Raw genomic sequence first — 13,815 nt, 5'->3', positions numbered from 1 at the left:
GTGTGGAAGTCCTCCCGGCAGACCCCAGCTCAGGGGTGGGAGCGCGCGAAAGCGGCGGTGGGCAGCGGAGCCAGGGTTTCCTCCCAGGGGAGGTAGATCCCGAGCTCCTGCTCGAGGAAGCGGAGGAAGGCGATGTCGGGTAGCTCCTCGCCTGTGTAGGCGAAGCCGGGTACCTCGGCTTCCGCCGAGTTGCGGCCCTGGCTCGGCTTCCGCGGTTCGTAGTAGGCCAGTACCTGCCCGGCGCGGGCGTAGCCGACTTGCTGCATGCCCGCTCCGCTGCGGAACACGGTGTAGGCACGCGTGCCGTGTGACAGTGCTTCCAGGCAGGACGTGGCGCGGCACGACGTGTTCTCGATGGCGTATGCCCAACCGGGGACGGCTCCGGCCCGAACGATCGAGTCCGGGCGGGACAGAAACCCGGCCTCTTCCAACCGCGCCACGAGGTCTTCGTCCTCCCAGTCCAGGAACTCCAGATCGCTCGGATGGCCGTCCTCCGACCGGAACTGCAGCTCCGCGACCGCGTGTTCGGTCAGCTCGTGGATGTGTGCGGGGTCCGCACACATCCGCACCAGCAGCTCCTGCGGCGTGATGCCCTCGCACAGCGTGAAGGTGTAGCCGACGTCGTACACGCCGGCTATCCAGCGCAGTCCGTTCTCCATTTTGCTCCTCCCCAACCTCCCCATCCACGGTGGACCACATGGACCACATGGACCACATGGACCACATGGACCACCTCAGGACTTGGGAGTTTCGAGGTCCTCTCTCCAGCGGGCCTCGGCCTTGCAGTTCTTGATGTGGTTCTTGATTCGGCGGTCCGCTCTGAGTTCCTTGGGGAGTTTGGTGTCGTCGTAGAGCTTTGAGTGGACGAGTTGTTCGTACGTCAGGCCCTGGGCGCCCCTGAGGTCGGCTTCCCTGAGGTCCGTGTCGACGAGGTGGGCCATGCCGAGGTGGGCGCCTCTGAGGTCGGCCGCTCGGAGGGTCACTTTTGTGAGGTCCACGGCTGTGAGGTTCGCGCTCATGAGTTGTGCGCGCGTGAAGTTGGCCGCCCTGAGATGCGCGCTTCTGAAGTCCGCCCCCCTGAAGTCCGCCCCTGTCAGCTGTGCGCCGGTGAGGTCCACCCTCACCAGGCTCATCGCCCTGAGGTCCACTCCGCCGAGGTCCACCCCTCTGAGATCGACCCTGCTGAGGTCCACGTCTCTGAGGTCGGCCCCCTTGAGGTCCGCGTCTCTGAGGTCCGCTCCCCTGAGGCGCGCCCCCGCGAGGATCGTTCCTCTGAGGTCGGCTCCCTTGAGTTGGGCTCCGCTGAGGTCCGCACCCGTGAGGTCCACGTGCTGGAGGTTCGCGTGTTCCAGGTCGGCGTTGTGCCAGTCGATGCGTCTGAGGTCGGCGGTCGGTGTTCCGTCGGGGTCCGGGCGACGCCCGAGGACGGTCAGGGCGGCTTGGACGTCGACGGGCAACGGGGCGGCCGAGTCCTCCGGATCGCTGTCCTCGGGTTCCGGCCGGGCAGCCGGCGTGAGTGCCTGCTTCTGCTCCGACGCAGGGGTGCGGATGAACGCCGCGAGGACCTCGATGATCGTGACCTGGTCCTTCTCGCTGTCCTTCATGATGCGTTCGAGGCTGTAGATGCCGCCGAGGCGTTCGTGGAGGTTCTCGGAGCCGAGGAGCTTGATGGCTTCCACGTAGCGGTCGGTGACCTGTTCCTCCCGGCTGAGTTCGTGGTTCTTGTGGGTGTACCAGAGGCCCAGGGCCGCGATGGCGCCGGCGGCGATGGCGAGGAGGGCGGTGCGGAGGCCGGTGATGATGATGCCCGCGGACGAGACGAGTTCGCCGTTCTTGTCGCGGATGTGGCGGCCTTCGAGGAGCCAGGGGCCCCAGATCAGAAGTGCGATGAAAAGGGCGGCTGCGGCCACACCCGCCCCCCAAGCCCATTTCCGCTTGGTCTCCGGCTTCATGAGTGCATCATGTCCGTCCGCCGGGTGCGGGATGCGAGTAACGGGCCTCTTCAGTACCGGAGTTGACATGTGATGCGCCCGTAGCCCCCGTCCCCGGCGTACCGCACCCGTCCCGCGCTGTCAGTGGTGGCCTCTACGCTTTCGGTGATGGCACAGGTGTGGAGATGTACGGGGCTGCGGTGGGCCGGGGGTGGCCCCGGACTCGTCTGGGACGGCGGGCGGAGCAGTGCGCTGACCTGGGGGAAGCAGGTCTCGTTCGCTGTGGTGGACGGGGGAGGGCGTACGTGTGTGGGGGCGCGGGGGAACACGTGTCCCGTGGGTGCCGCCGTGTCCGGGCGGAGTGTCGGTGCCCGGTGCGAGGAGTGCGGGCGCCTCGACCGGGCCCATTCCGTCGCGGCGGACACCATCGCGGACGACCTTCGGCCCTACTCCGTCTATCTGGCCTGGTTCGGGCCCGGGATGGTCAAGGTCGGAATCACCGCCGTCGAGCGCGGCTCCGCCCGGCTCCTTGAGCAGGGAGCCGTTGCCTTCAGCTGGCTGGGCAAGGGGCCGCTGATGGCCGCCCGGCGGAGCGAGGAGCTCTTGCGTACGGTCCTCGGCGTACCGGACCGGATTCCCTACGACGCCAAGCGCGCCGTCCGCAGTGCACTGCCGGACGCGGAGACGAGGGCAGCGGAGGTCCGTGACCTGCACGCGCGCGCGGTGCGGCTCGGCGGGTGGCCGGAATCCCTGGAGCGCATGCCGTTCGAGGCGGTCGATCACGCCGGTGCGTTCGGGCTCGACGGGCTGCCTCCCGCCCGGGGCGTCGTCGGTGAGCTTGTCGCGGGGGGTGTGGTGAGCGGGGAGCTGGTTGCCGCCGCCGGGCCCGATCTGCATCTGGTCACCGAGCGCGGGGTCGTCGTCCTCGATACCCGGCTGATGACCGGGTGGGAGCTGACAGCAGCCGACGCGGACGCCGGACTGACCGTGCCGGTACGGGAGTTGAGGGACGCCGCCGTGCAGGACGGCCTCTTCTGAAGCACCGGCTCCTTCATCGGATGAAGGCCCCAATGGTCAAGACTTGGATCCCGTTTGGATCCCGTTCGACAAGGCGCTGGACGCCGGGGAACGCCCGCCCCGAGAGTGGCCGACATGAGCGATCACGCCAATGCACCTGTCGCCCCCGTCACCGCCCCTGACCCCGCCCCTGACCCCGTCACCGCCCACCAACCCCCGTACTACGCCGTCGTGTTCACGTCCCTACGCACGGAAGGCGACAACGGGTACGGCGAGACAGCCGAGCGCATGGGTGAGCTGGTCAAGGAGATCCCCGGCTTCCTCGGCGAGGACTACGCGCGGACACCCGGCGGGCTCGGGATCAGCGTCGCCTACTTCCGTGACGAGGCCGCCATCGACGAGTGGCGGAACCACCTGGAGCACCGGGCGGCGAAGAGGCACGGGCGCGACCACTGGTTCGAGCGCTACAGCATCCACATCTCCAAGGTCGAGCACAGCCACGGGTTCGACCGTGCGCACCAGTGACAACGTGCTCACAGGTAGCGCGGCCCCCACCAGTGACAACGCGCTCACGAGTAGCGCAGCCCCCACCGGTGACCACCTCTCGGAACCTCCCGGTCACAGTGAGTGCTGAGTCCCGCCCATGTGTTCCCTGAGGGGCGCCTGTGCGTTTCTCAGGAAAATCACAGGTTCCAGAAAGGATGTTCTCAGCGGCGCCGAGCAATGTGTCGGCTATGACCACGACCTCGCCCCAGGGGCGCACCGAACTGCTGAGGCCGGACGGGAGCCCCGTCCGAGTGCTTGTGGTGGACGACGAGCTGTCGATCACCGAGCTGTTGTCCATGGCCCTTCGCTATGAAGGCTGGCAGATCCGCAGCGCGGGTGACGGGACGGGAGCGATTCAGACCGCTCGCGACTTCCGGCCCGACGCCGTCGTACTGGACATGATGCTGCCGGACATGGACGGGCTGACCGTCCTGGGGCGGCTGCGCCGTGAGCTGCCCGACGTGCCCGTCCTCTTCCTCACCGCGAAGGACGCCGTCGAGGACCGTATCGCCGGGCTCACCGCCGGCGGCGACGACTACGTCACCAAGCCCTTCAGCCTCGAAGAGGTCGTGGCCCGGCTGCGCGGACTGATCCGCCGCTCCGGCGCCGCCGACCGCCGCAGCGACTCCGTGCTCGTCGTCGGGGACCTCACCCTCGACGAGGACAGCCACGAGGTCTCGCGGAGCGGCGAGGGCATCCACCTCACCGCGACCGAGTTCGAGCTGCTGCGCTTCCTGATGCGCAACCCGCGCCGGGTGCTCAGCAAGGCGCAGATACTGGACCGCGTGTGGTCGTACGACTTCGGTGGCCAGGCCAACGTCGTCGAGCTGTACATCTCCTACCTGCGCCGCAAGATCGACGCCGGCCGCGAGCCGATGATCCACACGCGGCGCGGCGCCGGTTACCTGATCAAGCCTGCGGCGTCATGACCGGACGACGACGGCCGCGAGCGCAGAAGAGGCGACTTCGACAGCCGCGCACGCTGCGGACGCGGCTCGTCGTCTCGGCGGTGGCACTCATCGCGGTGGTGTGTGCCGTGATCGGCACCGTGACGACCATCGCGCTGCAGAAGCATCTGTACGAGCAGTTGGACGGCCAGCTGGGCGAGGCCTCCGCGCGCGCGACCGGCGGGCCCCTGAAGCCGGGGGGCGGGAACCCGGACAACACCCAGATCCCCGGGGCCATCGCCGACGCCAACTCGTCGGACAACGAATTCGAGTTCCTCACCCGGGGGCCGAGCGCGGAGAACACCGTCGCCGCCGTCGTGGAGAACGGCGGGATCACCCAGGCGGTCATCTCCAAGGAGAAGACCGACAGCAGCGGGACCTTCAACGGGATGGACACCCCGGCACTCACCGAGGCGCAGACGGCCGCGCTCGGCTCCGTGTCCAAGACCGGCGAGCACACCGTGGAGCTGCCCGGCCTCGGCGAGTACCGCGTCACGTACAAAGAGGGCAGCAAGGGCAACTACTACGTCGCCATCCCCACCAAGTCCGTCACCAACACCATCAACACCCTCATCCTCGTAGAGGTGAGCGTCACCGGCGCCGGCCTCGTCGCCGCCGCCATCGCGGGCAGCGTGCTCGTCGGCGTGGCCCTGCGCCCCCTGCGCAAGGTCGCCTCCACGGCCACCCGCGTCTCCGAACTCCCGCTGCACAGCGGCGAAGTCACCCTGTACGAGCGGGTCCCCGAGTCCGAGGCCGACCCGCACACGGAGGTCGGCCAGGTCGGCGCGGCCCTCAACCGGATGCTCGACCACATCCACGGCGCCCTGCACGCGAGACAGCAGAGCGAGACGCGCGTACGCCAGTTCGTCGCGGACGCGAGCCACGAGCTGCGTACGCCACTGGCGTCCATCCGCGGCTACGCCGAGCTGACCAGACGCGGCAGGGAGGAGACCGGGCCCGACACCCGGCACGCGCTGGGCCGGATTGAATCCGAAGCCGGGCGCATGACCCTCCTCGTCGAGGACCTTCTGCTGCTCGCGCGGCTCGACGCCGGGCGGCCGCTGCAGTACGAGCAGACCGACCTCGTACCGCTGGTCATCGATGCCGTGAGCGACGCCCGGGCGGCCGGGCGCGACCACAACTGGCGCCTGGAGCTGCCGGACGAGCCCGCGCTCGTCCTCGCGGACGCGGCGCGGCTGCAGCAGGTCATGGTCAACCTGTTCGCGAATGCACGCACGCACACACCGCCGGGTACGACCGTCACCGCGCGCGTGCACCAGCAGGGGCCGTGGCTCTGCGTGGACGTCCAGGACGACGGCCAGGGCATTCCGCCGGACCTGCTCCCGCGCGTCTTCGAACGCTTCGCACGTGGAGATTCCTCGCGTTCCCGCTCCTCCGGCTCGACCGGGCTCGGGCTTGCCATCGTGCAGGCCGTCGCATCAGCACATGGAGGCGCAGTGACCGTGGACAGCGTGCCCGGACGTACGGTGTTCACCCTGCATCTGCCCGCGCTGCCCGTCGAAACGTCTGTAACAAATTCGCAAACGTACTCACAGTCAGAGCACAGTGCCACCACATGGGCGCAACAGGGCGCTTGACAAGAGTCGTTGGCATGCGAACCGATTCTTCTCCCGGCAACCTGCCGGCGCGGGAGCACCTCCCGGCCGGGTCCGCCGGTACGCCTGTCCTGGACGTAGTGATCCCCGTCTACAACGAGGAGAAGGACCTTCAGCCGTGTGTGATGAGACTGCACGAGCACCTCAAGCGCACCTTCCCGTACGAGTTCCGTATCACGGTCGCGGACAACGCCTCGACCGACACGACTCCGCAGGTCGCCGCACGGCTGGACGCCGAGATTCCGGAAGTCCGGTCCTTCCGGCTGGAGCAGAAGGGCCGGGGCCGTGCGCTGCGCACGGTGTGGTCCGCCTCGGACGCCCCGATCCTCGCGTACATGGACGTGGACCTGTCCACCGACCTGAACGCCCTGCTGCCGCTGGTGGCGCCGCTGATCTCGGGTCACTCGGACCTCGCGATCGGCTCGCGGCTCGCCCGGAGCTCGCGCGTGGTGCGCGGTGCCAAGCGGGAGTTCATCAGCCGTACGTACAACCTGATCCTGCGCGGTTCGCTGCAAGCGCGCTTCTCCGACGCCCAGTGCGGCTTCAAGGCGATCCGGCGTGATGTCGCCCAGGTGCTGCTGCCGCTGGTCGAGGACACCGGCTGGTTCTTCGACACCGAGATGCTGGTCCTCGCCGAGCGGGCCGGACTCCGGATCCACGAGGTTCCGGTCGACTGGGTCGACGACCCGGACTCGACCGTGCACATCGTCAAGACCGCGACGGACGACTTGAAGGGCGTGTGGCGCGTCGGACGCGCCCTCGCCACCGGTTCGCTGCCGCTCGACCGGCTCGCCCGGCCCTTCGGGGACGACCCGCGCGACCGCGAGCTGACCGACGTGCCCAAGGGCCTCGCCCGCCAGCTCGTCGGCTTCTGCGTGGTCGGCGCCCTGTCCACACTCTTCTACCTGCTGCTCTACAGCGGCTTCCGTACGTTCTCGGGCTCGCAGGTCGCCAACGCGCTCGCCCTGCTGGTCTCGGCCGTCGCCAACACGGCCGCCAACCGGCGCCTGACCTTCGGCGTACGCGGCCGGGGCGGCGCCGTCCGCCACCAGGCACAGGGCCTGGTCGTCTTCGGTATCGGACTCGCCCTCACCAGCGGTTCGCTCGCCGCCCTGAACGCGGCGACAACGAACCCCGGGCACTCCACGGAACTGGCGGTGCTCATCGCCGCCAACCTCGCGGCGACGGTGCTGCGGTTCCTGCTCTTCCGCGCCTGGGTCTTCCCCGACCGGCGCGACGAGCCCGCCTCCCCGGTCGGGGCGGTCATCCGCAACCCGGCCTCGCCCACGTATTCGACATCGGCCCCGCAGCAGTACCAGGGACCTCAGCAGTACGAGCAGTTCCACACGGAGCAGTTCCACCCAGACCAGTTCCGCGCCGGTGAAGCCGCGGACCGCACCTACGGCGACGCGACCGTGCAGTTGCAAGCGGTGCGCCCGTACGACGACGATCCGAATCCGAGGAACGCACGATGACGACCCAGTCCGATACGAGCTATCAGGGGGGAGCGAACCTCCCCGGCAGTACCGGGGACCCCTCCGTGGGGCCAGGCGCCCCGACGGCTGTACACGAGCCGGTCGTACCCGCCGCCTCCCCCGAGTCCGGTGAGCCGAAGCAGCCCTTCGCGCGCCGCCTCTGGCGAGGCCGGCCCGAGGACCCGAGCTGGGCGCGCCCCGCGTTCCTCGGTCTGCTGGTCGTCACCGCGGTGCTGTACCTGTACAACCTGAGCGCCTCCGGCTACGCCAACTCCTTCTACTCCGCGGCCGTCCAGGCCGGCAGCGAGAGCTGGAAGGCCTTCTTCTTCGGCTCGCTGGACGCCTCCAACGCCATCACCGTCGACAAGCCCCCGGCCTCGCTGTGGCCGATGGCGCTGTCGGTCAAGATCTTCGGCCTCAGCTCCTGGGCGATCCTCGTTCCCGAGGTGCTCATGGGCGTCGGCACGGTCGCCGTCCTGTACGCGGCCCTGCGCCGCCGCTTCAGCCCGGCAGCCGGCCTGATCGCGGGTGCCGTGCTCGCGCTCACCCCCGTCGCCGCGCTGATGTTCCGGTTCAACAACCCGGACGCGATCCTCGCGCTGCTGATGACCGTCACGGTCTACTGCGTGATCCGCGCCCTTGAGGACGGCCGTACGAAGTGGCTGGTCTGGGCGGGTGTCGCGGTCGGCTTCGCGTTCCTGTCGAAGACTCTGCAGGCCTTCCTGATCCTGCCGCCGCTCGCCATCCTGTACGCGGTCTGCGCGCCGGTGAAGCTGAAGAAGCGGTTCGTGCAGCTGGGCTGGTCGACGCTCGCGCTGCTCGTCTCCGGCGGCTGGTGGGTCGCGATCGTCGAGCTGTGGCCGGCGTCCTCGCGTCCCTACATCGGCGGCTCACAGAACAACTCCTTCCTTGAACTGACCTTCGGCTACAACGGACTTGGCCGTATCAACGGCGAGGAGACTGGCAGTGTCGGCGGCGGAGGCGGCGCCGGTGGCACCGGGCAGTGGGGCGAGACCGGCTGGGACCGGATGTTCAACTCCGAGATCGGCAGCCAGATCTCGTGGCTGCTCCCGGCCGCGCTGATCCTGTTCGTCGCAGGCCTCGTCCTGACCCGCAAGGCCAAGCGGACCGACCTGACGCGCAGTTCGTTCCTTGCCTGGGGCGGCGCGCTGCTGATGACCATGCTCGTCTTCAGCTACATGGCGGGCATCTTCCACCAGTACTACACGATCGCCCTGGCCCCCTACATCGCCGCGGTGGTCGGCATGGGCGCCACGGTGCTGTGGGAAGAGCGCTCCAAGCTCTGGGCCTCACTCACCCTCGCCGCCTCGGTCACCGCGACCGCGGCCTGGGGTTACGTCCTCCTCAACCGCACCCCCGACTACCTGCCCTGGCTCAAGTGGCTGGTCCTCATCGGCGGCCTGGTCGGCGCCCTCGGCCTGATCTTCGTGGCCAAGCTGGGCCGCCAACTGGCCCTTGCGGCAGTCGCGTTGAGCTTCGTGGCCTCGATCGCCGGCCCGACCGCGTACACCCTGAGCACGGTGAACACCGGGCACACCGGGTCCATCGTGACGGCCGGCCCGTCCGGCGCGAGCATGATGGGCGGCCGCGGTGGCGGCGGCGGTGGCATGGGCGGTGGCGGCGGCTTCCCGGGCGGTGGTGGCAACACCCAGCAGGGCGGCGGCAACGCCCAGCAGGGCGGCGGCATGGGCCAGCCCCCGACCGGTGGCACCGGCGGCGGCTTCCCCGGCGGCGGCGCGAACGGCAACACCCAGCAGAACGGCCAGGGCGGCATGACCGGCGGCCGGATGGGCGAAGGCGGCATGGGCGGTGCCGGCGGCGCCGCCGGTCTGCTCAACGGCGCGACCGTCACCGACGAGGCGAAGGCGCTCCTCGAGAAGAACGCCGACGACTACACGTGGGCGGCCGCGGCCATCGGTGCCCAGAACTCCGCGAGCTACCAGCTCGCCACCGGTGACCCGGTGATGGCGATCGGCGGCTTCAACGGCACCGACCCGTCGCCGACGCTGGCCCAGTTCAAGGAGTACGTGGCCGACGGCAAGATCCACTACTTCATCTCCAGTGCGACCGGAGGCGGTGGCATGGGCGGCAGCAGCGAAGGCACCTCCTCCCAGATCACCACGTGGGTCGAGGCCAACTACACGAAGGTGACGGTCGGTTCGGCCACCTTCTACGACCTGACGCAGCCGACCAGCGGCAGCTGACGGGTTCTTCGCAGGGCCTGACGGTTCCTGTTCAGGGCGGTGGCCCGGGGCGTTCGCTCCGGGCCACCGCCCTTTCGTACGCCTGCGCACAAGCCTTTCCGTACGCCCTCGCACAAGTACTCTGTTGTACGCCGTACAGGAGCTGTTCTACGGTGTACAGCATGTCCCCCACCCAGACCCCCGACGAGACGCCCACCCAGACCCCCCAAGGGCATCCCCAGCGCTGGCTCATCCTCGGCGTCATCTGCCTGGCGCAGCTCACCGTGCTGCTCGACAACACCGTGCTGAACGTCGCGATCCCCTCCCTCACCCGGGAGCTCGGCGCGGGCACCGCCGACATCCAGTGGATGATCAACGCGTACTCCCTGGTGCAGTCCGGGCTGCTGCTCACGGCGGGCAGCGCGGCCGACCGCTACGGCCGCAAGAAGATGCTGGTCGCCGGTCTCGTGCTGTTCGGGATCGGTTCGGTGGTGGCCGGACTCGCCGACTCCACAGGGCAGTTGATCGCCGCACGGGCGGGCATGGGTGTCGGCGGCGCGCTGCTGCTGACGACCACGCTCGCCGTCGCGATGCAGATCTTCACGCCCTACGAGCAGCCGAAGGCCATCGGCGTCTGGAGCGCCGTCAACGCGCTCGGCTTCGCGACGGGACCGCTCCTCGGCGGGTTCATGCTGGACCACTTCTGGTGGGGCGCGATCTTCCTGATCAATCTGCCCGTGGTGGCGCTCGGGATCGTCGCGGTGGTGACGCTCGTACCGGAGTCGAAAAACCCGCGCGGGGACCGTCCCGACCTGCTCGGTGCGCTGCTCTCCACGATCGGCATGAGCGCGCTCGTGTACGCGATCATCTCCGGGCCCGAGCACGGCTGGGCGTCCGGACGGGTGGTGGCCACCGCGGTGGGTGCGGTGGCGGTGCTCGCCTTCTTCGCCCACTGGGAGAGCCGGATCCCGTACCCGATGCTCGATCTGCACTTCTTCCGGGACCGGCGCTTCACAGGAGCCGTCGCGGGCGCGGTGCTCATCACCTTCGGCATGGGCGGGGCGCTGTTCCTGCTGACCCAGCACCTCCAATTCGTCCTGGGATACGGGCCCTTGGAGGCCGGGCTGCGAACCGCGCCGCTCGCCCTCGCCGTCGTGGCCCTGAACTTCTCCGGCCTGTCGGCCAAGTGGACGGCGAAGCTCGGTACGCCGGTGTCGATCGCACTCGGCATGGTGCTGATGTCGGGCGGGCTCGTCTCGATCGCGACGCTCACCGCGCACGGGTACGTCGGCACGCTGCTCGGGCTGCTGCTGATCGGCGTGGGGTGCGCCATCGCCAACCCCGCCATGGCGCACGCCATCATGAGCGCGATCCCCCGGGAGAAGGCGGGGGTCGGCGCGGGCATCAACGGCACGCTCGCCGAGTTCGGCAACGGCCTCGGCGTGGCCGTGCTCGGCGCGGTCCTCAACTCCCGTTTCGCGGCGCTGATTCCGGTGGCGGCGACCTCGCTGCCCGCGGCGCTCGCGTCGGCCGGCTCGGCGGAGGAGCGGGGGCGGATCACGGACGCGTTCTCGTCGGGGCTCGAGACCAGCCAGCTGGTGGGTGCGGTGGCCGTCCTTCTCGGGGGACTGCTGGCGGCGGCGTTGCTGCGGCGGGCGGAGCGGGGAGACTCCGTGGTGGCGGTGTCCGCGTAGCGCGCCCGCTTAGCATCTTGGAGGGTGGAGGAACCGGGAGTTCCTGGCCCTTAGCGCGAGTTCCGAGGAAGGTGCGCCATGGTGAGGGCAGCCGACAGGGCCGAGCGGCCGGCGCGGACCAGTGTCTGGCTGGAGGGGAAGGCTCCCCGGGGCGGGGCGGCCTCGCGTGGCGGCGGGCAGCCGTCGGGGCTCGACCGGGACCGGATCACCGAGGTCACGGTGCGGCTGCTCGACGCCGAGGGGATGGCGAAGTTCTCCATGCGCCGGCTGGCCGCCGAGCTGAACGTCACCGCGATGTCCGTGTACTGGTACGTCGACACCAAGGACGACCTGCTCGAACTCGCCCTCGACGCGGTCTTCGGCGAACTGGAGCTGCCGGACGCCGAGTCGGGTGAGGACTGGCGCGACCAGCTGCGCTTCATCGCCGCTGGCTACCGGGCTCTGCTGGTGCGCCACCCCTGGGTGTCCCCGCTCATCGGCACCTTCCTGAACATCGGCCCGCACTCGATGGCCTTCTCGCTCCGCGTCCATGAGGTGATCCGCAGGACGGGGCTGCCCCCGCACGGACAGATGGGCGCGCTCTCTGCGGTCTTCCAGTTCGTGTACGGCTTCGGCACGATCGAGGGCCACTTCGTGCAGCGGTGCGCCTCCGCCGGGATGACCCAGGACGAGTACTACCGCCAGGCCATGAGCACGATCGGCGAACAGCCCCAGTTCGCGGCCCACTTCGCAAGCTCCGCGGACCTCCTGGAGGCCCGCGGCGGCGACACGGTCGAGGAGATGCGCGAACGCGACTTCACGTTCGCGCTGGAGACACTGATCGCGGGGATCGAGACGATGGTGGAGCGGGGCTGAGGGGTTGGGGGCCGCGCCCCTTCAGGGGCGCGGGGAACTGCGCGACCAGCCCCCACGCACCCGCAGCCGAAAGGCTGGTACGGGACGGGCAGGGGCGGAGGGGGCGAGAAAACGCTCCTACTCCTGCGGAGCCAACCGCGCAGGGAACCCCCCGGTGGCGACCGGCCCCCACTTCTCCGGCGTGATCCGGATGATCGACTTACCCTGCTTGAGCATCGCCTCGCGATACTCGTCCCAGTCCGGATGCTCACCCGCGATGTTCCGGTAGTACTCGACGAGCGGCTCGACGGAGTCGGGCGAGTCGAGCACCTCGGCGCTGCCGTCGATCTGAACCCACGGCCCGTTCCACTCGTCGCTCAGCACGATCAGGCTGACCCGCTCGTCCCGCTTGGCGTTGCGGGTCTTGGCGCGCTCCGGGTACGTCGAGACGACGATGCGACCGGAGTCGTCGACCCCGCAGGTCAGGGGCGATCCCTGGGGGCTCCCGTCGGCGCGGCGGGTGAGCAGGATGGCGCGGTGGCGGGGACGTACGAAGTCCAGCAGTTCGTCGCGGGAAACAGCGGTGTTCGTCGCAGTGTTCGGTGCCATGGTTCGCAGCCTAGGGCCTGTGACGGCCGCCTGCCTGTCCCTGCCGTTCCTACGCCTGCGGAAGCGATTCGCCCTGCACGGCCTGGACGTCCAGCTCCACCTTCAGCGTCGTGCCGATGGCCGCGATGCCCGCCTGGACGACCTGGTTGTAGTTCATCGCGAAGTCCTCGCGGTGCAGGTCCGCGGTGGCGCGGAAAGCGGCGCGGGTGCCGCCCCAGGGGTCGGCGCCGGTGCCGAGGTAGGCCAGGTTCAGGTCGACCGGGCGTACGACGCCGTGCATGGTCAGTTCGCCGTGGACGGTCCAGCGGTCGGAGCCGGCGGGGGTGAGGCCGGTCGAGTGGTAGGTGATCTCGGGATACCTGACGACGTCCAGGAAGTCCGGGGACTTCAGGTGTTCGTCGCGCATCGCGTTGCCGGTGTCGATGGAGGACGCGTCGATCACGGCCTCGACGCGGGACTTGGCCGTCTCGTCCGGGGCGATGTCGATCCGCCCCCGGAATTCGGTGAAACGGCCGTGCACGCTGGAGATGCCCAGGTGCTGGGCCACGGCTCCGACGGACGAGTGTGCCGGGTCGATGGTCCAGGGGCCGGGCGGCGGCAGCTCGGTGCCGCCCTGCCGGGCGAGGGTCACATTGCCGGCGTCGGCCCGTCCGCTCGCCGTGACGATGGCACTGGAGGCCGCGGGCGCGTATCCGACCGCCGTGACGATCACCGTGTACGCGCCGGGAGCGAGCGGAGTCGTGTGTCGCACGGCTCCTTCGGTGTCCGCCTCGGCGCGCAACACCTGCGCGCCGGTCATGTCGGTCAGCGTGACGACCGCGTGCGACACGGCCCATCCGTCCCGCGTACGAATCCTCGCGGTCAGTCCCATCCCGTTCTCTCCCTGCAAATAACTGAAATTAGCTTCAAGTCGCTGAAAAGCACTGTGACTTGGTCAAAAAA

12 protein-coding genes are annotated in these 13,815 nt (G+C 69.4%); 8 read left to right on the top strand and 4 right to left on the bottom strand.

The window, feature by feature from the left end; genetic code table 11:
• Positions 1 to 29: 29 nt before the first annotated feature.
• Positions 30 to 659 (bottom strand): DUF6461 domain-containing protein, encoded by a 630-nt coding sequence (locus tag OG219_RS23325; RefSeq protein WP_266829440.1) that lies wholly within the window; start codon positions 657 to 659, stop codon positions 30 to 32.
• Positions 660 to 734: 75 nt separating this feature from the next.
• Positions 735 to 1,952, bottom strand: coding sequence for a pentapeptide repeat-containing protein (locus OG219_RS23320; RefSeq protein WP_266829438.1), 1,218 nt, complete (start codon positions 1,950 to 1,952; stop codon positions 735 to 737).
• Positions 1,953 to 2,099: 147 nt separating this feature from the next.
• On the opposite strand from OG219_RS23320, the gene OG219_RS23315 reads away from it, so the two are divergent.
• The 8 genes from OG219_RS23315 to OG219_RS23280 all read left to right on the top strand — a co-directional run bounded on the left by OG219_RS23315 (position 2,100) and on the right by OG219_RS23280 (position 12,285).
• Positions 2,100 to 2,969 carry a DUF2797 domain-containing protein gene (locus OG219_RS23315; protein ID WP_266829436.1) on the top strand — a complete coding sequence of 290 codons (870 nt, stop codon included), beginning with the start codon at positions 2,100 to 2,102 and terminating at the stop codon, positions 2,967 to 2,969.
• Positions 2,970 to 3,083: 114 nt separating this feature from the next.
• Positions 3,084 to 3,473 (top strand): antibiotic biosynthesis monooxygenase, encoded by a 390-nt coding sequence (locus OG219_RS23310; RefSeq protein WP_266829434.1) that lies wholly within the window; start codon positions 3,084 to 3,086, stop codon positions 3,471 to 3,473.
• 209 nt (positions 3,474 to 3,682) lie between these two features.
• Positions 3,683 to 4,423: a response regulator transcription factor gene (locus OG219_RS23305; protein WP_266458853.1), complete on the top strand. Its 741-nt coding sequence runs from the start codon at positions 3,683 to 3,685 to the stop codon at positions 4,421 to 4,423.
• A complete protein-coding gene (locus OG219_RS23300; RefSeq protein WP_266829432.1) occupies positions 4,420 to 6,039 on the top strand; it encodes a cell wall metabolism sensor histidine kinase WalK in 1,620 nt (539 codons plus the stop codon). The genes OG219_RS23305 and OG219_RS23300 overlap by 4 nt, the downstream gene beginning before the upstream one ends.
• 14 nt (positions 6,040 to 6,053) lie before the next feature.
• Entirely contained in the window at positions 6,054 to 7,532 is a 1,479-nt protein-coding gene (locus OG219_RS23295; RefSeq protein WP_266829430.1) for a bifunctional glycosyltransferase family 2/GtrA family protein, read from the top strand.
• Positions 7,529 to 9,757: a glycosyltransferase family 39 protein gene (locus OG219_RS23290; protein ID WP_266829428.1), complete on the top strand. Its 2,229-nt coding sequence runs from the start codon at positions 7,529 to 7,531 to the stop codon at positions 9,755 to 9,757. Before OG219_RS23295 ends, OG219_RS23290 begins: the two co-directional genes overlap by 4 nt.
• A 161-nt stretch (positions 9,758 to 9,918) precedes the next feature.
• Positions 9,919 to 11,430, top strand: coding sequence for an MFS transporter (locus tag OG219_RS23285; RefSeq protein WP_266829426.1), 1,512 nt, complete (start codon positions 9,919 to 9,921; stop codon positions 11,428 to 11,430).
• Between the two features lie 78 nt (positions 11,431 to 11,508).
• Positions 11,509 to 12,285 (top strand): TetR/AcrR family transcriptional regulator, encoded by a 777-nt coding sequence (locus OG219_RS23280; RefSeq protein ID WP_266829425.1) that lies wholly within the window; start codon positions 11,509 to 11,511, stop codon positions 12,283 to 12,285.
• Positions 12,286 to 12,402: 117 nt separating this feature from the next.
• Here OG219_RS23280 and OG219_RS23275 read toward each other — a convergent pair whose 3' ends face one another.
• Together OG219_RS23275 and OG219_RS23270 are read right to left on the bottom strand one after the other, a co-directional pair.
• Positions 12,403 to 12,873 carry a PPOX class F420-dependent oxidoreductase gene (locus OG219_RS23275; protein WP_266829423.1) on the bottom strand — a complete coding sequence of 157 codons (471 nt, stop codon included), beginning with the start codon at positions 12,871 to 12,873 and terminating at the stop codon, positions 12,403 to 12,405.
• Between the two features lie 49 nt (positions 12,874 to 12,922).
• Positions 12,923 to 13,744 (bottom strand): YceI family protein, encoded by an 822-nt coding sequence (locus OG219_RS23270; RefSeq protein WP_266829421.1) that lies wholly within the window; start codon positions 13,742 to 13,744, stop codon positions 12,923 to 12,925.
• Positions 13,745 to 13,815: the final 71 nt, after the last annotated feature.

Source organism: Streptomyces sp. NBC_00038 (assembly GCF_026343635.1).
In the GTDB taxonomy this organism is placed as follows: Bacteria; Actinomycetota; Actinomycetes; order Streptomycetales; family Streptomycetaceae; genus Streptomyces.
The sequence above is the reverse complement of the archived record's forward strand: the minus strand, read 5'-3'. Positions and strand labels throughout refer to the sequence as shown.

Excerpts from the sequence above, each read along its gene's own strand:
- OG219_RS23325 (WP_266829440.1), bottom strand. The coding sequence starts at position 659 with ATGGAGAACGGACTGCGCTGGATAGCCGGCGTGTACGACGTCGGCTAC.
- OG219_RS23320 (WP_266829438.1), bottom strand. The coding sequence starts at position 1,952 with ATGAAGCCGGAGACCAAGCGGAAATGGGCTTGGGGGGCGGGTGTGGCC.
- OG219_RS23315 (WP_266829436.1), top strand. The coding sequence starts at position 2,100 with ATGGCACAGGTGTGGAGATGTACGGGGCTGCGGTGGGCCGGGGGTGGC.
- OG219_RS23310 (WP_266829434.1), top strand. The coding sequence starts at position 3,084 with ATGAGCGATCACGCCAATGCACCTGTCGCCCCCGTCACCGCCCCTGAC.
- OG219_RS23305 (WP_266458853.1), top strand. The coding sequence starts at position 3,683 with ATGACCACGACCTCGCCCCAGGGGCGCACCGAACTGCTGAGGCCGGAC.
- OG219_RS23300 (WP_266829432.1), top strand. The coding sequence starts at position 4,420 with ATGACCGGACGACGACGGCCGCGAGCGCAGAAGAGGCGACTTCGACAG.
- OG219_RS23295 (WP_266829430.1), top strand. The coding sequence starts at position 6,054 with ATGCGAACCGATTCTTCTCCCGGCAACCTGCCGGCGCGGGAGCACCTC.
- OG219_RS23290 (WP_266829428.1), top strand. The coding sequence starts at position 7,529 with ATGACGACCCAGTCCGATACGAGCTATCAGGGGGGAGCGAACCTCCCC.
- OG219_RS23285 (WP_266829426.1), top strand. The coding sequence starts at position 9,919 with ATGTCCCCCACCCAGACCCCCGACGAGACGCCCACCCAGACCCCCCAA.
- OG219_RS23280 (WP_266829425.1), top strand. The coding sequence starts at position 11,509 with ATGGTGAGGGCAGCCGACAGGGCCGAGCGGCCGGCGCGGACCAGTGTC.
- OG219_RS23275 (WP_266829423.1), bottom strand. The coding sequence starts at position 12,873 with ATGGCACCGAACACTGCGACGAACACCGCTGTTTCCCGCGACGAACTG.
- OG219_RS23270 (WP_266829421.1), bottom strand. The coding sequence starts at position 13,744 with ATGGGACTGACCGCGAGGATTCGTACGCGGGACGGATGGGCCGTGTCG.